This window comes from Haloarcula onubensis (assembly GCF_031624605.1).
Lineage (GTDB): Archaea > Halobacteriota > Halobacteria > Halobacteriales > Haloarculaceae > Haloarcula > Haloarcula onubensis.
This window is the reverse complement of sequence record NZ_JAMQOS010000004.1, coordinates 378,810-396,049: the sequence shown is the minus strand read 5'-3', so window position 1 is coordinate 396,049 and position 17,240 is coordinate 378,810. Positions and strand designations below refer to the sequence as shown.

Annotated in this window: 19 protein-coding genes and 2 tRNA genes; 6 read left to right on the top strand and 15 right to left on the bottom strand. The window is 66.1% G+C overall.

Going from position 1 to position 17,240, the window contains the following annotated elements:
• Positions 1-54: 54 nt before the first annotated feature.
• Positions 55-1,797 carry a helicase HerA domain-containing protein gene (locus NDI86_RS14145; RefSeq protein ID WP_310901085.1) on the bottom strand — a complete coding sequence of 581 codons (1,743 nt, stop codon included), beginning with the start codon at positions 1,795-1,797 and terminating at the stop codon, positions 55-57.
• 128 nt (positions 1,798-1,925) lie between these two features.
• Here NDI86_RS14145 and NDI86_RS14140 point away from each other — a divergent pair, with 128 nt between their 5' ends.
• Positions 1,926-2,273 (top strand): hypothetical protein, encoded by a 348-nt coding sequence (locus tag NDI86_RS14140; RefSeq protein ID WP_310901084.1) that lies wholly within the window; start codon positions 1,926-1,928, stop codon positions 2,271-2,273.
• Positions 2,274-2,292: 19 nt separating this feature from the next.
• Here NDI86_RS14140 and dinB read toward each other — a convergent pair whose 3' ends face one another.
• The 3 genes from dinB to NDI86_RS14125 all read right to left on the bottom strand — a co-directional run bounded on the left by dinB (position 2,293) and on the right by NDI86_RS14125 (position 5,584).
• Positions 2,293-3,615: a DNA polymerase IV gene (gene dinB / locus NDI86_RS14135; RefSeq protein WP_310901083.1), complete on the bottom strand. Its 1,323-nt coding sequence runs from the start codon at positions 3,613-3,615 to the stop codon at positions 2,293-2,295.
• A 188-nt stretch (positions 3,616-3,803) separates the two neighbouring features.
• A complete protein-coding gene (locus NDI86_RS14130) occupies positions 3,804-4,115 on the bottom strand; it encodes a hypothetical protein (protein ID WP_310901082.1) in 312 nt (103 codons plus the stop codon).
• 65 nt (positions 4,116-4,180) lie between these two features.
• Entirely contained in the window at positions 4,181-5,584 is a 1,404-nt protein-coding gene (locus tag NDI86_RS14125) for an FAD-dependent oxidoreductase (RefSeq protein ID WP_310901081.1), read from the bottom strand.
• A 199-nt stretch (positions 5,585-5,783) separates the two neighbouring features.
• On the opposite strand from NDI86_RS14125, the gene NDI86_RS14120 reads away from it, so the two are divergent.
• A complete protein-coding gene (locus NDI86_RS14120; RefSeq protein ID WP_310901080.1) occupies positions 5,784-6,143 on the top strand; it encodes a DUF7522 family protein in 360 nt (119 codons plus the stop codon).
• 605 nt (positions 6,144-6,748) lie between these two features.
• Here NDI86_RS14120 and NDI86_RS22120 read toward each other — a convergent pair.
• The 6 genes from NDI86_RS22120 to NDI86_RS14095 all read right to left on the bottom strand — a co-directional run bounded on the left by NDI86_RS22120 (position 6,749) and on the right by NDI86_RS14095 (position 10,227).
• Positions 6,749-7,294, bottom strand: coding sequence for a hypothetical protein (locus tag NDI86_RS22120; RefSeq protein ID WP_417936274.1), 546 nt, complete (start codon positions 7,292-7,294; stop codon positions 6,749-6,751).
• 171 nt (positions 7,295-7,465) lie between these two features.
• Entirely contained in the window at positions 7,466-8,092 is a 627-nt protein-coding gene (locus NDI86_RS14115; protein ID WP_310901079.1) for a hypothetical protein, read from the bottom strand.
• Positions 8,093-8,484: 392 nt separating this feature from the next.
• Positions 8,485-8,664 (bottom strand) — tRNA-Trp (locus NDI86_RS14110).
• A gap of 124 nt (positions 8,665-8,788) precedes the next feature.
• Positions 8,789-9,016: a DUF5795 family protein gene (locus NDI86_RS14105; protein WP_310901078.1), complete on the bottom strand. Its 228-nt coding sequence runs from the start codon at positions 9,014-9,016 to the stop codon at positions 8,789-8,791.
• Between the two features lie 155 nt (positions 9,017-9,171).
• Positions 9,172-10,059, bottom strand: a complete 888-nt coding sequence (locus NDI86_RS14100) for a DUF5794 domain-containing protein (RefSeq protein ID WP_310901077.1) — start codon at positions 10,057-10,059, stop codon at positions 9,172-9,174.
• 6 nt (positions 10,060-10,065) lie between these two features.
• Positions 10,066-10,227, bottom strand: coding sequence for a hypothetical protein (locus tag NDI86_RS14095; protein ID WP_310901076.1), 162 nt, complete (start codon positions 10,225-10,227; stop codon positions 10,066-10,068).
• A gap of 239 nt (positions 10,228-10,466) precedes the next feature.
• On the opposite strand from NDI86_RS14095, the gene guaB reads away from it, so the two are divergent.
• Complete coding sequence (gene guaB / locus NDI86_RS14090) at positions 10,467-11,951, top strand: IMP dehydrogenase (RefSeq protein WP_310901075.1); 1,485 nt, start codon at positions 10,467-10,469, stop codon at positions 11,949-11,951.
• Positions 11,952-11,987: 36 nt separating this feature from the next.
• Positions 11,988-12,425, top strand: a complete 438-nt coding sequence (locus NDI86_RS14085; protein WP_310901074.1) for a GNAT family N-acetyltransferase — start codon at positions 11,988-11,990, stop codon at positions 12,423-12,425.
• 1 nt (position 12,426) lies between these two features.
• Here NDI86_RS14085 and NDI86_RS14080 read toward each other — a convergent pair whose 3' ends face one another.
• The 3 genes from NDI86_RS14080 to NDI86_RS14070 form a co-directional block, all read right to left on the bottom strand.
• A complete protein-coding gene (locus NDI86_RS14080) occupies positions 12,427-12,672 on the bottom strand; it encodes a hypothetical protein (protein ID WP_310901073.1) in 246 nt (81 codons plus the stop codon).
• Between the two features lie 254 nt (positions 12,673-12,926).
• A tRNA-Lys gene (locus NDI86_RS14075) sits at positions 12,927-13,000 on the bottom strand.
• Between the two features lie 127 nt (positions 13,001-13,127).
• Positions 13,128-14,117, bottom strand: a complete 990-nt coding sequence (locus NDI86_RS14070; protein WP_310901072.1) for a hypothetical protein — start codon at positions 14,115-14,117, stop codon at positions 13,128-13,130.
• A 212-nt stretch (positions 14,118-14,329) separates the two neighbouring features.
• On the opposite strand from NDI86_RS14070, the gene NDI86_RS14065 reads away from it, so the two are divergent.
• A complete protein-coding gene (locus NDI86_RS14065; RefSeq protein ID WP_310901071.1) occupies positions 14,330-15,784 on the top strand; it encodes a DHH family phosphoesterase in 1,455 nt (484 codons plus the stop codon).
• Here NDI86_RS14065 and NDI86_RS14060 read toward each other — a convergent pair.
• Positions 15,781-16,086 (bottom strand): PRC-barrel domain-containing protein, encoded by a 306-nt coding sequence (locus NDI86_RS14060; protein ID WP_310901070.1) that lies wholly within the window; start codon positions 16,084-16,086, stop codon positions 15,781-15,783. The two genes, NDI86_RS14065 and NDI86_RS14060, sit on opposite strands and share 4 nt — an antisense overlap.
• Positions 16,087-16,207: 121 nt before the next feature.
• Here NDI86_RS14060 and NDI86_RS14055 point away from each other — a divergent pair, with 121 nt between their 5' ends.
• Positions 16,208-16,690 (top strand): SRPBCC domain-containing protein, encoded by a 483-nt coding sequence (locus NDI86_RS14055; RefSeq protein ID WP_310901069.1) that lies wholly within the window; start codon positions 16,208-16,210, stop codon positions 16,688-16,690.
• A 9-nt stretch (positions 16,691-16,699) separates the two neighbouring features.
• Here NDI86_RS14055 and NDI86_RS14050 read toward each other — a convergent pair whose 3' ends face one another.
• Positions 16,700-17,233 carry a DUF7504 family protein gene (locus tag NDI86_RS14050; protein ID WP_310901068.1) on the bottom strand — a complete coding sequence of 178 codons (534 nt, stop codon included), beginning with the start codon at positions 17,231-17,233 and terminating at the stop codon, positions 16,700-16,702.
• Between the last annotated feature and the right edge of the window lie 7 nt (positions 17,234-17,240).

Genomic DNA, 17,240 nt, shown 5'->3' with positions numbered 1-17,240 from the left:
ACGCGGGCGTCGTTCCGCCACGTCCTTGCACCGGCGCTGGCGCCGTCGGTCGTCTCAGCGCGCCTCGTCGACGACCGCACGCTCGATTTCCGTGGCGTACTCGCTTGCCGTCTCGTCGTCGATGCCGTCGCCCTCCTCGCGAACCAGCGCGGGTAGCCGGTAATCGTACTTCCCGCGGCCCACGTGTTCGACGAGGCCGCGGAGCCGCAGGGTCCGGTTCCGGGCGTAGGCGGCGGTGCGGTCGCCCGACCCGCCGGCCGAGAAGTGGGCGTTCAGCGGCGTTCCGGGGCCGTGTTCCTGGTAGTAGGCGAGCATCCGACGGGTCTTGTCCTCGAGTTCGAGGATGTCGGTCTCGATGTCGCGGACGACCTCGGGCCTGTCCGCGCCGGCGGCCGCCGTCTCGGCATCCCCGTCCCCGTTCGCGCTCCCTTCGTCGTCGGCGACGGCCGCGAGGGCGGCCTCCAGCGCCGCGTCCGTGCTTCCCTGTACCGACTCGTCGTCGGATGAGGTGCCGTCGGCACTGGCGCCGTTGCTCGCCTCGCTCCCGCCGTTCATCGCAACGCCGTCGTCCGCGAAGGCGCTGAACGCGTCGCCGAAGCCGCCGCCGGAGGTCGTATCCGGCGCCGGGTCCTCGTCCGTCTCGGTAGCAGCCGACGCGGCGGCGTCCTGCTGACTGTCCGACCCCGGCTCCTGGAACCGCTCGCGCTTGCGGCGCATCTCGTCTTTCGCGGTCCGGCCCGGATTGGCGCCCTCGACGTGGCCCAGCAGGGCGTCGGTGAACTGCTCGGCCATCCGCTGGAGGTCCCGAGCGTCCTGCAGTTCCGTCTCCAGTTCGGCGATGCGGGAGTTCTTCTTGTCCAGTTCCTCGCGGAGTTCCTTGATGCGGTTCTCCGTGGCCTGTTTCTCCTCGCTGATGGTCTCCAGTTCGGAGACGAGGTCCTCGCTGACGGACTTGAGTTCGGGGCGCTCGAAGTCGTCGAGGCCGGGCGTGGCGCCGGCGTCGAAGGTCTGCTTGCGGTGGAACTGCACCCGCCGGACCTGCTCGGCCCAGTCGGTCATCATGAACGCCTCGCCGTCGTCTAAGTCCTCGACGGCGTCGGCGTACTGGCTGTCGAGGATGCGCCCGACCACCTTCGTGTCGTTGTTCCACGTCAGGCGGTGCCAGACGAGCCAGTCACACTGGGTGATGTAGTCTTTCTTCACGTCGGCGGGGCGCTGGCTGATGCCGACGATGCCCAGTCCGTGTTTCCGGCCGCGCTTCCCGATTTTGATGAGCATCTTTCCGACCTCGCCCATCCCGCCCTTCTCGGGAATCCACTCGTGGCACTCCTCGACCAGCAGGAGGAAGGGTTGCTTCTGCTTTTTCGCCTTGGCGAACAGCTGTTTGGCGACCTCGGTCAGCAGACTCTCGGCCTCTTCCTCGTCCAGGAACGACGAGACGTCGAGGATGATGGGGACGTTCTGCTCCAGCGCGAGCGAGGCTATCTTGCCGGCGTGTTCTTCCGTGACCTGGATGTCACACTCCTCGTCGCCGCCGACGTGGAGAATCTCGTACTCCTCCTTGAGCCCGTAGTACTCCCCGTCGATGTCGACGATGAGCAGGCCAAAGCCGTTGTCCAGGAGCTTCTCCGCGACGACGCTCGCGGTGTTTGACTTCCCCGACCCGCTCTTCCCGGTGATGAACCCGCGACCGGTCAGCAGTTCCACCACCGGGATGTCGACGGACTGTCCGGGGTCCTCCAGCCCGCCGGGCCCGGAACTCGTGTCGGCCACGGTGATGCGTTCAGTCTCTGCCATGGGTTCTTACCGTAGAGAGCGGCGCTGTCCCTATAATGCTCCGTCAGACGGGCGTCAGAAGGGCCCGTTCGGAGCAAGGGCTATGACGCTGGCGTGCGTCGGTGAATCCGAACCGGGGTTGGGACACGATGGCACGCTACGAGACGTTCGTCGAGGACGAGACGGTCTACGTCGGTGCCCCGGACGGCCAGGTGGCCGTCGCCCCGCTCGCCGACATCGTCACGGCGGTTGGCGGTCCGGCCTGGACCATCACCTACGCCGAGAGCCAGAAAGAGCGGTACCCGCACATGGACACCTCGGACGAGGGCCTCGTGGTCGACGTGGTGGATATGCTCTCGGCGATGACCCACAGCGAGCAGTTCGTCGAGACGCTCGCCGCCCACCCACGGACCGTCCCCGAGGAGGACACCATCTCGCCCCGAGCGGGACTGTTCGTCGGGAAACTCCTGGAGAATCTTGAGAACGGCGTCTCCTGACCGGGGTCGCGGCCCCCGACTACTCGAAGTCACCCAGCGACGCCTGGCCGTCGGGGGCCGAACCCGACTCGCTCCGCTCGTCGGACGCTGCCCCGCTGGCCGCCGACTCGTCGCCGTCGAAGGCAGTCAGACTCGCCTGGCCGTCGGCTGTCTGGTCCCGGTCGTCGCCGTGGCTCTCGGGGCTGGCCGCACCGGTGTCGCTCTCGCCCTCGAAGCCGCCCAGACTGGCCTGCTCGCCGGCGGAGAAGTCCAGGTTCGAGACGCGGACGCCGAGTTTCCGCACCGGCCGGTCGGCGAACTCCGAGAGCAGGTCCAGCGCGATGGCCTCGACCAGGTCGGCGTCCGCGACGGGCCCCGGCAGCGAGCGGGCGCGGGTGTTCACCTCGTACGGCGGTTCGACCACCTTGATGCCGACGGTCTGGTAGCGCGCGTCCTTCCGGCTCGCGCGGTCCGCGACGGCGCGGGCGAGCGTGGTGGCCTTCCGTTCTTTCTCCGCGACGTCCGCGACGGCCTCGGTGAACGCTGACTCCCGCGAGAGGCTCTTGGGGTCGCCGCGCGGAGTCACCTCCCTGGTGTCCGCGCCGCGGGCGTAGCGCCATATCTCCCGGCCCCGCTCGCCGAAGCGGGCTTCGAGGGTCTCCGGGTCGGCGTCGGCGAGGTCACCGGCCGTCTCGATGTCGAGTGCCGCCAGCTCTCGGGCAGTCACCGGGCCGACCCCGTGGACGTCCTCGACGGGGAGGTCGGCGAAGAACTCGCGGACCTCCCCCGGGCGCACGACGACCTGTCCGTCCGGTTTCTCCCGGTCGCTCGCCACCTTCGCGGCGCTCATCGTCGGGGCGACGCCGACGCTGGCGACGACGCCCACCGCGGACTCGATGGTCGCCCGCAGGTCGCTCGCCCACCCCGCGGCGCCGTCCCAGCCGACGGCCTCGGTGATATCCAGGTACGCCTCGTCGATGCTGACCTCGCGGACGGTGTCGCTCTCGGCGTGGAGTATCGCCTTGACCTCCGCCGCGACAGACTCGTAGTAGTCCATGTCGACCGGGCGGTAGATACCCGTCTCGGCGTCCACATCGGGGTCGGCGTCCGCGCGCCGGGGGAGTCGCTCCAGCGCCTCGGAGATGGCCATCGCGGACTCGACGCCGAACGCCCGGGCCTCGTAGCTCGCCGTCGCGACGGCGCCGTGTGTCTCGCCGCCCTCGTACCCCATCCCGACGACCAGGGGCTCGCCCGCGAGTTCGGGGTCCCGGCGCTGTTCGCAGGCCGCGTAGAAACAGTCCATGTCGACGTGGGCGACCACCTGGTCGGGCGCGGCGGTGCCGGGCAGTCGCGCGGCGTCCATACCAGGTGGATACACGTGGTCCCTCAAAACCTCTCCGCCAGCCGATTCGCGTCGCTACCCGGTCAGTAAACGGGGAACTGGTGGGTGCACTATGCCACAACCAGGCCCCCAAGGTTCAACTCGACACAACTCGTTATTAATTTTCTTGTTCTCCGTCACGCAACGCCGGGCGGTAGCGGCGCCGCCACTCACTCCCCGCTCAGGTCCACGTCGTCACGTTCCCTGAGGACGACCGGTTTATCCGCTTCCACGGGTTCCTCGTCGGTCCGATAGAGTGCCACCAGGTCTTTCTCCTCGAACTCCTCGCGGAACTGCTCCCAGGAGAGCTGTTTGAGGTCCTCGTCGTCGTGGAACCCGACCCGGAGCAGGCCGTGGTCGCCCCGGCCCTCGGAGTCGGGAACGTGGCCCGGATAGCCGTCGCGTTCCTCGATAATCGTCCGTGCGAGCGTCGGTTCGTCCGCTACCTCGACGGCCGGGTCGCTGGACTGGTCGGTGACCATCGTGCAGAAATATAGCCTCGGAGACACTTATGTCGTGGGAGTGAGTCGAGCGTCCCCGACCCGTCTCAGTCGTCGTCGGCCGGCGCTTCGGCGGCGGCGTCGGCGCCGCTCGCGGCGGGCGCGTCGGCCCCCTCGGCGTACGGGAACTGCCCGATGGTGGCCTCGCGGAAGGCGGCCTCGTCGAACTCGTACTCGCCGTCGAGAAAGTCCACGAGCGTGTGGGTGTCCCGCATCGCGTTCTTCAGACACGTCGAGGCCCCGGGCGAGGGGGTGATGTTGAAGATGATGTCGTCGCCGACGATTTTCGCCTCCCCCATGTCGAGGGACTTGGCCTTCGTGTCGACAATCTGTGGTCGGACGCCGCCGTACCCCTTCGCGCGCTCGATGTCGTCCAGTTCGACGCTGGGGACGACCTTCTGGACGTGCGGGAGGAACTGCCGCGGGCCGACCTCCGGGAGGTCATAGAGGAGGTTCCGGAGGACGTAGGGCAGGAGCACTCTGTCCGAGAGGAAGTTGGCGTAGCTGAGAAAGGAGGCGGCGTTCAGCCCGAACACGTCCAGGAAATCGGAGACCGTCGAGACGTTGCCCCGTTCCAGCGCCGGGACGAGCTTCGCCGTCGGGCCGAAACGCGTGATGGAGTCGTCGTGCACGTCGGCGTCGCCGTGAACGGCGGCGAACGGCAGCTTCTTCATCTGCAGGGTGTACACCTTCCCGTTCAGCAGGTCGTCCGCGAGGAAGAAACTGCCCGCGACAGGAAGGAGGACCTTGTCCTCGCCGTAGCCCAGTTCCTTGGCCATCTGGAGGCTGTGGGAGCCGGCGGCGACGACGGCCGCGTCACAGTCGAAGCGACCGTCCTCGGTCGCGATGGTGTAGCCATCCAGTGTCGGCGTGATGTCTGTGACCGCCGTCCCGGTGTAGACGTCGACGTTCGCCTCCTCGGTCGCCTGCTCGACGAAGGACTCGGCCGTCATCCCGTAGTCGACGACGTAGCCGTCGGGCGTCTGGAGTGCGAGCATATCGACGTCGGGCTCGCGGCCCTCCAGGACCTTCGGTTCGATGTCCGCGATTTCCTCGCGGCCGATGGGCCGGAGCTTCGGGAACAGGTCGCCAAACCCCTTCTCGTGGTACCGCGTTTCGAGCTGTGGAACCTCGTCTTCGCCCACTGCGAGCACCATCTTCGAGCGCTTGGCGTGCATCTCGCGGTCCGGGTCGTGGTTCTCCAGATAGCCCGCTAGCAACTCCGCGCCCTCCTTCACTTCGCGGGCTTTCTCGAGCGTGTAGTTGGTCTCGATGTCCCCGAAGTGCAGCGTCTGTGAGTTGTTCGTGTGGTGAGAGTTGATGGCCGCCACCTCGGCTTCCTTCTCGACCAAGGCGATGGAGTCGATATCCGTGAACTTCGCGGTCGTGTACAGCAGCGATGCCCCGCTGATTCCCCCGCCGACGATGACCAGATCGTATTTCCCTGACATACTTTGACTCTCGCTATCCCAAGCGGTGCACTCCAGACGGATAACTCATATTCTCTGGCCCGTATTTCTACAATCAGCGAAGTGGACATCGACTAGCTGTGAACCCACAGAGTCGCTCTCAGAGCGGTCGAAACAGTCTCTGTCTGCGGTTATAGGGTCGGTCAGTATCCTTAACTACGAGCCAATTGTATGTGATTATATGTCCTTGGTTGTGAACCTCCGGGACGAGCTCGATGAGAATCTCAGGGCCGTAGCTACCTACAAGGAACACGACTGGAACCTCCGGTACGAACGAGCGGACATCCAGGAGAAACCGAGGATTTTCGACAAAATCCACGAGGAACTGATTCTGGAAGGGATGGGCACGGAGTATCTGGAATCGGTGTTTCGGGTCGGGAAGCTCAACTGTACGATGCACAGCTTCGAGGACGCCATGTGCTTCCACTTCGTCCGTGGCCCTATGCGGGGTGTCTTCATAGCAATCGAACCGGACGCGTTGCTCCCACTGGAGCGGTTCGTCAGTATCTGCAAGGAGAGCGACCTGGAGTCACTCGACTGAGACGCCTTCCAAGCGTCCGCATCCGGTCGGGGTTCGTCCCAGTCCTCGACGCTGAGTTTCGTCCTCTCGCCACAGCCGTCCTCGCTTTCGCAACTGCAGACATCCTCGACCAGGGTCGGTGGGTCGGCACCTACGTGTCACGACCCGCTTGCGGGTCGTTTCACACTCTGTACAGCGTACCTCCACGGATAGTATGCTGTCTATCATCGCGATATCACCGTAAGTGTGGCGTCGGCAGGCACCGCGCAACCGTCTGCCCCGCCCGTAGCGAGGGTCCGAGTGAAGCTTCCTGGCGGCTTCTACCCGGAATGTCACGTGTTTCTGTGACTCTGTCGGGCTGGGACGACGGGTCCTGGCGGCCGGGTCGAACCGTGGTCACCTGTGACGTCTGTGGGGAGGCCGGTGCCGATGAAAGTCACGCAGTCCGGGCCGGGAGCCAAGCCAGCACACCCCGCTGCCGGTGAACGGCCGCCGCCGACCGGCGGGGTCACTGGTCTACCCGTGCCACCCGCCCGGCCATCGCCCGCAGATACGCGATAGCGATGTCCGGTTCGGTGCCGTCGGCCCCGTCCACAGTCAGATACGCACGGTAAAGCTCCCGTGTCTCACGGCCCGACAGCGCGAGTCGATAGCCGTCGTCGGACGCGCCGGCAGCCCGCTCCCGGGCCGTTCCACGATGCCGGTGCCGGCGGCAAGTTCGAGCCGGATTCGGGACTCCCGGGTCGCGTGTTCGACTCCGGTTCGCTCGTCGACGGCGGCCCCATCTCCAGCCTGTAGGGCGTGAGCCGGGGGTGGGGAGCGAGAAAGTGGTCGTCGCCGTCCGGGCCAGCGACGTCGACTCGCGTCGACCCGTCAATTCGTCCGCTCCCAGATGGCAGCGTAATAGGCCTGCCGTTACGGCCGTAACCACTGACGTCTGTCAACCGATAGCCGTCGGCACTGCACTCGTCGAACCGCTGCTGGTACTGTGACGAGGAGAGACCGTGTCGCCCGATCCACGCTCGGTCCGACGGCGCTGACCCGTCCGCCGGTGTCCCGGTGGTCTGCTGTCCGGCCCGACCACCGGCTGCAGTGACACACCCGGCGGTGGCGCCGGCAGCTGTCGCGGCCAGGGCGCCGAGAAAGCCACGGCGTGAGGCCGATTCGTCCATGCGAAGCGAGTCGAACGGAACAATAATTTTCTTTCTGACAATCTCGGTTCCGGTAGCTGATGTCCTGGCTACAGCAGCATGCCACAAGCCGTCACGATTGGACTGGTGGGTTCCGAGACACGGGACCGGTCGGCTCGGGGTCGAGCGCCTGTCAGTCGTCTCCTCGCGCGCTCAGCCCGCTGCCTCCTCGATGGAGACGCGGTAGCTGGCTTTGCTGTATGGCTCTGCGAAGACGCTCACAGTGTGTGTCCCCGTCTCGTTTGCCGTGTAGGAGACGACGCCGTCGGAGACAGTAACAGCCTCGGGATGGGGGCCGCCGGCCACTCCCGAGACTGTGTCGCCGTCGGGCGGCTGAATCTCCCAGCCGGCCTTGCCGTCGATGGCGATTTGCACCCGGTCGCCCCCCTCGAGTGTGAGGCTGTGGTGCTCCACCCCGGGGTGGTCTTGCAAGGAGAACCCGGACGACTCGTCGGATGCGACTGTCCCACTGTAGGACGAACTGGACCGAGAGCCGGCCGCGTCGAGAGCGGGCGCCCACAGCGGCACCAGGAGGAACACGACGGCGACGAGAGCCCCGATGACGACGAGTCTCGGCCGGTCGATTGCGGACCGTTTCTGGACGACGCCAGCGCTGGTCACGACCGCACTCACGCAGGCGAACCACAGAATCGCCCCGAAGGTGACGCCGTTCGGACTCCCGAACAGGATGAAAAGCGCAACCACGGCGACGAAAGCGGCTCCGCCGGCACCGGTGGTCAGCACCAGCAGCCACGCGTACCGCCGTCTGGTTGCGCTCATACAGCTTCGGTATCGGTATTTCGACGTTGTTATGGGCTCGTTACGGGCAGATTGCACATCTCGCCAGTGGCGACGTTCGGACGTGTTCCCAACTGGTGACCGCCAACACTCCGGTAGCGAATCAGGAGAGCGGCGAGTGCGACAGTTTCGGTGGGCGGCCCGGATATGTTTCCACAGGGCACACAGATGAGCGACAGCGTCTCCGCTGGGTCGGAGACACGGCTCACCGAGACCCACCGTCTGAGAAGCGGCAAAAAGCGCAGCTGTAGTGATGTAGTGTACGGGGTCGGAGGGATTTGAACCGCGAGGACTTCGCTCCGCTCGTCCTCTGGGCTCAAATCCCTCGACGTGACAGCATTGCCGCTCACGAATTAATTCGCGGCAAAATGCAGTGGGGTCGGAGGGATTTGAACCCCCGATCGGCTGATATCTCCGTCCAGCGCCTCGGAACTCCAGAGGGTCATCGTCGCGGGCCGGTGATCAGCCGGTCGCTCAGTATATCAGCCCTCGGATGTCGTCCCTGGCGCGTGGCCTCTGGAGTCAGCCGCCTTCCCGGACTAGGCCACGACCCCGCACTCCGTCGTATGCCGATTGGTAGTAAAGGGATTTCGATTGCGGGACGCGCCACTGTCACCTGTCTTACGTGACGCGGGCGGACTGCCACCGAGTCAGCGCACGTCGCGACAGCGGACCGTCTCAGTCTCGGTCGGTCGCCGACCAGTCACACTCCTGGCACTTGTAGCCGGTCACGAACTCCAGCGCGGAGGGAATATACCCCACCGCGAGGACGTTCTCGCCGCATTCGGGGCAGTCTCGGTCGGCGTCTTCTATCGGTTCTGCGTCCATCACGCTCTCGCCTTCGATGAGTTCGGCGAGGCTCTCGGGGGTCTGCATTCGCCCCTGTACCACGCGATTGTCGGCCATACCGAAAGGCGGAGCGTCGGCCGCCTAAAGCTTCCCCTCTGGCGAACGTCTGTGTGAGTGGTAGTCAGCGTGTGTATCGCGACAAAGACCGATGTGCGCGTCTGATTCAGTCTCGGCAAGGACCGATGCCCGTAGCGCAGCCTGCGTCGACGGCCCTAGAGCCACGGCGCGCGTTCCTGGTCGGGGTCGTACTCGACGGCCTTCCCGTCGTCCGTGCGCTCGTCGGCCGCGACGCCCTGCGAGGCCCCGCCGTCGGAGAACGCGGCCGTGAGGTCGACGGCGTCCGGATGGTACTCCTGGTGGCGTTCGCGGGCGTTCTCGGGGTCGAACGAGAGCAGCGCGGTCACGCCGAGGACGGCCAGCGCGAGCGGGGCCTGGGTGGGGAGCAGACCGAGCACGGAGAGCGCGAGCACGCCCAGCGCGACGGCGCTACCGAAGCGGAAGCGGTCGATGTCGACGGCGTTGCGGAGCCACGGGCTGGCCAGAGCGACCACGAGGGCGAATCCGACGCCGATGCCGGCCGTCGCCGCGGCGCGGGCCAGCATCGCCGGGTCGGCATCGACGACGAACGTCGCGCCGGCAGGGTCCACGCTCGCCAGGAGGCCCAGGCCGACGATGATAGCAGGTCGCGGGAGCAACTCGCCGACGCGGGCGCTCGCGGTCTGGGCCGCGATAGCCAGGATGACGATACCGGCGAAGCGCTCGAACGTAGCGAGATGGACGACACCGGCGATAGTCGGCGCTATCGCGGCTTCGAGCACGGCGACCGGTATCAACAGGGCGCCGATGAGCAACACCGTCGTGGCCTGCTGTCGCGGGGTGCCGTCCATCTCCGCGAGGACGACGGCGACCATCGCGGAGCCGCCGAAGACGAGGAGGCCGACCTCGAGCATGCCGGTCCAGGTCGTGAGCGCGCCCGCGAGGACCAGCACGGGGAAGATACCGTCGACGAGCGGGAGACACATCACCGTCGCCAGCAGTCGGCCGCCGCGACCGACCTGCCGCTCGATGTCGAGTGCGACCGGGTGTCTGGAGCTACTCATCGCGTGTCAGTGCTGGGGATACCCCGACTCCCCGCGGGTGGCTGCTGCGCGGTCGAGCCCGGCCGGGAGCCGGCTCCACTTCCCAAAGCCCACCGAAAATGTCTTGGCCGCCGTTGAGCACGAGGCTTGCCGGTCGGTGAGGTCGCTGGTGGGGTGGGAGCAGCGCATATCTATAATTAACTTTCAGGATGGTATAAGCGTTGTGTGAGAACCGGGACCACACTCCGTGAAACGTGGGAATTTAGCACATACAACTGGACGGGCGTAGTGTAGAGTGGCATTTGGGACAACACCACACGATTCTGACCCGGGGACACCCACGCTGCCGTGGCGACCACGGTATGCGAGGCCACCACAGCCCATGCCAGTCTCGCAACGTTTTTGCCCGGCGGTCATGGACGACTTACATGGCGAACGATTCCGAGCCCTTCTCCGAGAAACTCCGCGTTCCGGAGGCGTTGACCTTCGACGACGTACTGCTGCGACCGAAAGAGTCCCGGGTGGAACCGGACGAGGCCGACACCGCGACACGCGTCTCGAAGAGCGTCGAGCTGACCGTCCCGGTCCTCACGGCGGCGATGGACACCGTCACCGAGAGCGACATGGCAATCGCGATGGCCCGCCAGGGCGGGCTGGGCGTCCTCCACCGCAACATGGACACAGACGAGATGGCCGCCGATATCGAGCGCGTCAAGCGCTACGACGAGCTCATCATCCGCGACGTCGTCACGGCCCACCCCGACCAGACGGTCCGCGAGGTCGACCAGATGATGGACCGCAAGGGCGTCTCCGGCGCACCAGTCGTCGACGGCGAGACCGACGAGGTCCTGGGCATCATCTCCGGCACCGACATCCGACCCTATCTCGAAGTCGGCGAGTCCGACGCCGTCACCGAGGCGATGACCGACGAGGTCATCACCGCCTCGGAGAGCGTGACCCCGCGTGAGGCGCTGGAACTGATGTACGACCACAAGATAGAGCGCGTCCCCATCGTGGACGACGAGAACCGCCTCGTCGGCCTCATCACGATGCGTGGCGTCCTTAAGCGCCGCGAGTACGACGACGCCGCCCGCGACGACGACGGCCAGCTCCGGGTCGGCGCCGCCGTCGGCCCCTTCGAGATGGACCGTGCAGAGGCCGCCGACGAGGCCGGCGCGGACGTCCTCTTTATCGACTGCGCCCACGCCCACAACGCGAACGTCATCGACAGCGCCCGCGAGATAAAGGCGACCGTCGGGGCCGACGTCGTCGTCGGGAACATCGGGACCAGCGAGGCCGCGGAAGCCGTCGTCGACTTCGCCGACGGCGTGAAGGTCGGCATCGGCCCGGGCTCTATCTGTACCACCCGCGTCGTCACCGGCGCCGGGATGCCCCAGATTACGGCCGTCTCGCAGGTCGCCGACGTGGCGAGCCAGCACGACGTGCCCGTCATCGCCGACGGCGGCATCCGCTACTCCGGCGACGCCATCAAGGCCATCGCCGCGGGGGCGGACGCGGTGATGCTTGGCTCCTACTTCGCCGGGACTGACGAGGCCCCCGGCCGCGTCATCCAGATGAACGGCAAGAAGTACAAGCAGTACCGCGGCATGGGCTCCGTCGGCGCGATGAACGAGGGCGGCGGCGAGCGCTACCTCAAGGAGGACGACGAGGACGAGGACTACGTCCCCGAAGGCGTCGAGGCCGCGACTCCCTACAAGGGTTCGCTCGAATCCGAACTCCACCAGCTCGTCGGCGGGATGCAGTCGGGCATGGGCTACGTCGGCGCCGAGACCATCCCCGAGTTCAAGGAGCGCGCCGAGTTCGTGCGTGTCTCCGCGGCCGGTCAGCAGGAGAGTCACCCCCACGACGTGATGATTACCGACGAGGCGCCCAACTACAGCCCCGACAGCTAGCGGAACCTTCTCCCGCGCTGCCCTCGGAGGGCTTTCATGACCAGCTACACCCGCCACGTGGGCAGCGACGCGGCGGTTGTCGAGATGGCCCACACCGTCCGGCGGCACGTGTTCATGGAGGAGCAGGGCGTCTCCGAGGCCGTCGAGATGGACGGGAAAGACGACGCCGCGACACACGTGGTCCTCACCGACGACGAAACGCCCGTCGCCACGGCCCGCCTCCGGTTCGTCGACGCATCGACGGCGAAAATCGAGCGCGTCGCCGTGCTGTCCGACTACCGCGGCGACGGCCTTGGCGACCGGGTTATGGACGCCGCCGAGCGGGTCGCCGTCGACCGCGGCGCGACCGACGCCGTCCTCCACGCGCAGGTGCGCGTCCAGGGGTTCTACGAACGGGTGGGCTACACCGCGGTCGGAGACACCTTCGAGGAGGCCGACATCCCGCACGTCGAGATGCGGAAGCGACTGGACTGACCTACTCGCGGCCGACGAAGACGTAGATGACCACGACCAACACGCCGGGGACGAGCCCGATGAAAAAGCCGAGCAGGGTCAGGACGCCCCAGAGGACGGCGTTGTCGTTCCCGCGTTGCTTCGCGTCGCTGTAGACCCAGTACGTCGCCGCGAGTCCGGCGACGAACACTACCAGGCCGACGAGGAGTATCAGTCCGATGATGAACAGTTCTGGACCGCCGGGTACCTGTAACAGTGGGAGGGACACGAGTGAGTCCACTTCAGTCAGCGGTAAATAGTTTCTGAGTAGACACCACTCGGCTACCCCTTGCACTGTCGTCGCATCCGGAGAGTCGTCTCGGTATGCCCCCCGGTGACGCCGTCGCTGCTCACGGAGTTGTCCACGGTGCAGGAAAGCGGGCCGGAAGGGATTTGAACCACGGTCGGAGCGACGCTCCTCCCTGATTCAAATCTTTCCGCCCGATTCGCGCACCGTCTCACTGCGTTCGACGGACCGCTGTACGGGCCGGAAGGGATTTGAACCCTCGACCGACGGCTTAAGAGGCCGTCGCTCTGCCAGACTGAGCTACCGGCCCTGCGTATTCTGGTTACGGAGGGGTTAGTATATACGTTTCCTTTCGGTCGCCGGATGTCGGTGTAGTCACAGGACGGGCGGCGGAAAGGCGTCCACGGCGCCGGTGTCCTCACTGCGAGCGACCCGAGTCAGTACTCGAAGGTCGGCTGCTTGCCCGTCACGGTGGCCGTGTTACTGTTCGTGTTGACGGTGATGTTGTTGACGTTGGAGAGCGAGCCGTCACCGGTGTTGTTCGCCTCGACCCACTCGTTGACGTCGCTCTCGTTGACGTCGCCCTCGCTGTCGTAGACGAAGACCCACTGGAACTTCGTCGTCCCGCCGTTGATGCTGACGGAGCGGCCGGAGGCGACGAGGCCGTCGAAGTCGCTGGTCGGGATGTTCTCGTTCCCGCCGTCGTCGGAGCCGACGGGGTTCTCCAGCAGTTCGAAGTTGACCCTGGCACCGCTGTTGAGCTTGTCGGTGAGGGTCTTGAACGTGTCGTCGCCGTCGACGAGGCGGTCGTCGCCGTTCGTGCCGGTGTCGATGATTCCCTCGGCGACGTCCGGTGCCCCGACCGGGTCGGAGTCGTTGGTCCGGTTCGCCGCGCGGCGGGCGTCGACGATGGTGCCGTCGCCGAGAGCCACCGCGTCCGGCGACTCGTCGGGTTCGGACTGGACGAAAATCTCGTAGTCGTTGTAGGTCCCGTCGGACTCGTACTCCGTGCTGCCGACGCTCCCGCCCATGTTCTGGGCCGGCGCGGTCGGTGTGCTCGGCTGACTGGCGGTGAGTTCCGTCTTGACCGTCTCCGTGTCGAACGAGCCAGTTATGACCCGGCCCTCGGGCAGGTTCAGTTCCATTCCGACGTCCTCGACGTCGATACCGAGTTTGGGGTAGTCCGTCCCCAGGATGCTCAGTCGGCGGAAGTCGTTCAGTTTGCCCTTGTTCGAGAGCATCGACTTGTAACTGACCGCATCGTTGTTGAGACGCTCCTGGTCGCTCTCGAACGTGTCGGGCTCGTAGACCCAGTTCGTGAACTTGCCGAGACCACCACCACCGCCGGGGACGAGGTCCCGAATCGCGCTACATCCCGACAGGCTACCGACCGCCCCCAGAGCGGCCGTCCCCGCACCCATTTTCATCAGCTTTCGTCGTGTAATATCTCCGGACATTATGGTCTTGTGTTTATTTACACTCATATAGTACTTACTACTCTACGCGAAAACGGTAACAAATCCCTAATCCTGGGTTTTGGCCCCGTTCAGTCACAATCAAGGTCGTAGTCCCGTCCGGGTATGGCGACGGCCCGCGGAGACGGTGTAATATAAGTGTGTGCCGGCCACACTGCTTGCCAATGAGTGCTGCCAGTGGTATTACGATGGCGTCGATGTCTACCTACGCCATCCTCGGGTGCGGGAGCGTGGGACACGCCGTCGCCGAGGAACTCGTAGACGAAGGGAAGGACGTGCTCATCATGGACGCCGACGAGGGGCGTGTCGAGGCACTCCGCGACCAGGACCTGAACGCCCAGCAGGCCGACATCGCGGACGAACACGTCGCCGAGACCGTCTACGACCGGGACGTCATCCTCATCATGTCACCGGACGTGACAGCCAACGCCGAGGCAGTGCGCAACATCCGCGCGGCCGACGGCGACCAGTTCATCGTCGCCCGCGCGGACGACCCCGTCTCGGCCGACGAGTTGACCGACCTCGGCGCGGACGTGGTCATCAACCCCTCGGCGGTCATCGCCGACTCCGCGCTGCGGGCACTGGAGACGGGCGAACTGGAGTACAAAGCGTCCCAGCTCGGCGACGTCATCGACGCCACGGAAGAGCGGATGGCGATTCTCATCCACCGCTCGCCGGACCCGGACTCCATCGCCTCTGCGGCCGCACTGCGTGCTATCGCGGAGAGCCGGGACGTCGAGGCCGACATCATCTACGAGGGCGAAATCGGCCACCAGGAGAACCGGGCGTTCGTGAATCTGCTGGGTATCGAGCTGGCCTCCCGCGAAGAAGTCGAACTGTCGGAGTTCGACACCTTCGCCCTGGTCGACGTCGCGAAGGGCGGCGAGGTGAGCGTCAACGACATCGACATCGTCATCGACCACTACGAGCACGACGAGGAGTACGACGCCGCCTTCTCCGACATCCGTCCGAACGTCTCGGCCACCTCCACTATCCTCACGAAGTACATCCAGGAACTGGACCTCACGCTCGACCAGACGGTCGCCACGGCGCTCCTGTACGGCATCCGCGCCGAGACGCTGGATTTCAAGCGCGACACGACGCCCGCGGACCTCACCGCAGCCGCCTACCTCTACCCCTTCGCCGACCACGACACCCTGGAGCAGGTCGAGTCGCCGTCGATGAGTCCCGAGACGCTGGACGTGCTGGCCGAGGCCATCCGGAACCGCGAGGTCCAGGGGAGCCACCTCGTCTCGAACGCGGGTTTCATCCGCGACCGGGACGCTCTCTCACAGGCCGCTCAGCACCTCCTCAACCTGGAGGGTATCACCACGACGGCCGTCTTCGCCATCGCCGACGACACCATCTATCTCGCGGCTCGCTCGAAAGACATCCGCATGAACATCGGGAAAGTGCTCGCCGACGCCTTCGGCGGGATGGGCGAGACGGCGGGCCACTCGACGGACGCGAGCGTCGAGATTCCGCTCGGTATCTTCACCGGGCTGGACACCTCGGACGACAACCGCGACACGTTGCTGGAGCTAACGGAGGAGGCCGTGAAGCGAAAACTGTTCGAGGCGATGGGCGTCGACAGCGGCGAGGGGTCGAACGGGAACTAGGCCGGGACCTCTTCCTCGTCGGTCTCTTCGTCGGGCTGGTGGAGCCGTTCGACGATGTCGTTGACGATGACCACGTCGCCGACGGCCTGGACCCACCGGTACGGGATGATGACCCCGCGAGCGCTGCGGGCCTCGGCGTCGAACAGCTCCGTGTTCAGTTGATGCAGCGCCAGTCCGGTGACCGTCTGTCGGTCCAGGTCGAGCCGGATATCCTCGACCTCGCCGACGAAAACCCCGTTCTTCGAGTACACTTCCCGCCCCACCAGCGTCGTTATCTCCTGGGGAATCTTCTCCGTTTCCATACCCCTGTCCAGTACCGGGCGGGTATTAAATGTTGAAGGCGCGTCAGACGGGCGTCCTCGGCCGGGACCCTGACTGTGGCCGGGCCGGGGACTTTTGCTGACTCGGCCCATATACAGGGCGATGCCCGAGGTCAGCGTCTCCGTCGACGTTCCCGCCGCCCCCGAAATCGTCTGGTCGGTGTTGACCGACACCGAGGCCTACCCGCAGTGGAACACGCTGCTCTCGGTCCGCGGCGAGTACGCGGTCGGCGAGACCGTCGCCGTCAGGCTCTCCGTTCCGGGCCTCCCGACGGTCCCCATCTCGCCCGAGATTACCGCCGTCGAGCCCGAACGGGCGCTGCGGTGGCGCTCGCGGCTGTTCGGTATCGAGGCCGAACACGCGTTCCTGCTGGCGCCACTCGACGGCGGCGGGACGCGGTTCGTCCAGACCGAACAGTTCAGCGGCGCGATGGCGGGGCCGGTCGTCCGGCGGTTCGAACGGCGGATTCGCCGCGGGTTCGAACAGATGAACGTCGGACTCCGCCGCCGGGCGATAGAGCGCAGCGAGGCCTCGGACCGCTCGACGGACGATGCGACCGCCGACGCTGGCAACGAGGTATCGTAGGTCGGTCAGTCAGCGACGGTCCACGTCGGTGTCGACGCTCAGCCTGAGTCGGTCGTACGTCTCGTCGGCCACGGCGTCGCCGACCAGCGTGTAGATGCCGGTGATGTCGTGGTCTTCGGCCAGTCCGGTCAGGTGGTCGAGGAAGCGGACCACGCGGGCCTGGGCCGCGTACATGAGGAAGACGTTGAGATTCTCGACGAGGAGGTAGCCGCCGGCGCCGAGCGCCTCGAAGGCCCTCGAGAGGCGCATGCTCAGTCCGGTCAGGTCGTCCGGGACGAGCGCGTCACAGGTCCACATCGGGCCGTCGTACTCCGTCTCGGCACCCGAGATGGGGATGTGCGCAACGGCGTCGAGGTCAGCGCCGGCGTCCGCCAGGCGGTCCGCGACGGCCGCCGGCGGCTCCGAGGAGACCACGATGAGGTTACGTGTCGCGTCGGCCGGCAGGTGGGCGACTGGGGACTGCATCGAGGAGAGCGACAGCAGGAGCTGTGTCCCCTGGTCCAGCGACAGTTCCCCCGGAAGTACGTCCTCGTTACGACTCACTACGGAT

What these genes read in the sequence shown, in the direction of transcription:
- NDI86_RS14145 (WP_310901085.1), bottom strand. Translation starts at nt 1,797, where the DNA reads ATGGCAGAGACTGAACGCATCACCGTGGCCGACACGAGTTCCGGGCCC.
- NDI86_RS14140 (WP_310901084.1), top strand. Translation starts at nt 1,926, where the DNA reads ATGGCACGCTACGAGACGTTCGTCGAGGACGAGACGGTCTACGTCGGT.
- dinB (WP_310901083.1), bottom strand. Translation starts at nt 3,615, where the DNA reads ATGGACGCCGCGCGACTGCCCGGCACCGCCGCGCCCGACCAGGTGGTC.
- NDI86_RS14130 (WP_310901082.1), bottom strand. Translation starts at nt 4,115, where the DNA reads ATGGTCACCGACCAGTCCAGCGACCCGGCCGTCGAGGTAGCGGACGAA.
- NDI86_RS14125 (WP_310901081.1), bottom strand. Translation starts at nt 5,584, where the DNA reads ATGTCAGGGAAATACGATCTGGTCATCGTCGGCGGGGGAATCAGCGGG.
- NDI86_RS14120 (WP_310901080.1), top strand. Translation starts at nt 5,784, where the DNA reads ATGTCCTTGGTTGTGAACCTCCGGGACGAGCTCGATGAGAATCTCAGG.
- NDI86_RS22120 (WP_417936274.1), bottom strand. Translation starts at nt 7,294, where the DNA reads ATGGACGAATCGGCCTCACGCCGTGGCTTTCTCGGCGCCCTGGCCGCG.
- NDI86_RS14115 (WP_310901079.1), bottom strand. Translation starts at nt 8,092, where the DNA reads ATGAGCGCAACCAGACGGCGGTACGCGTGGCTGCTGGTGCTGACCACC.
- NDI86_RS14105 (WP_310901078.1), bottom strand. Translation starts at nt 9,016, where the DNA reads ATGGCCGACAATCGCGTGGTACAGGGGCGAATGCAGACCCCCGAGAGC.
- NDI86_RS14100 (WP_310901077.1), bottom strand. Translation starts at nt 10,059, where the DNA reads ATGAGTAGCTCCAGACACCCGGTCGCACTCGACATCGAGCGGCAGGTC.
- NDI86_RS14095 (WP_310901076.1), bottom strand. Translation starts at nt 10,227, where the DNA reads ATGCGCTGCTCCCACCCCACCAGCGACCTCACCGACCGGCAAGCCTCG.
- guaB (WP_310901075.1), top strand. Translation starts at nt 10,467, where the DNA reads ATGGCGAACGATTCCGAGCCCTTCTCCGAGAAACTCCGCGTTCCGGAG.
- NDI86_RS14085 (WP_310901074.1), top strand. Translation starts at nt 11,988, where the DNA reads ATGACCAGCTACACCCGCCACGTGGGCAGCGACGCGGCGGTTGTCGAG.
- NDI86_RS14070 (WP_310901072.1), bottom strand. Translation starts at nt 14,117, where the DNA reads ATGAAAATGGGTGCGGGGACGGCCGCTCTGGGGGCGGTCGGTAGCCTG.
- NDI86_RS14065 (WP_310901071.1), top strand. Translation starts at nt 14,330, where the DNA reads ATGAGTGCTGCCAGTGGTATTACGATGGCGTCGATGTCTACCTACGCC.
- NDI86_RS14060 (WP_310901070.1), bottom strand. Translation starts at nt 16,086, where the DNA reads ATGGAAACGGAGAAGATTCCCCAGGAGATAACGACGCTGGTGGGGCGG.
- NDI86_RS14055 (WP_310901069.1), top strand. Translation starts at nt 16,208, where the DNA reads ATGCCCGAGGTCAGCGTCTCCGTCGACGTTCCCGCCGCCCCCGAAATC.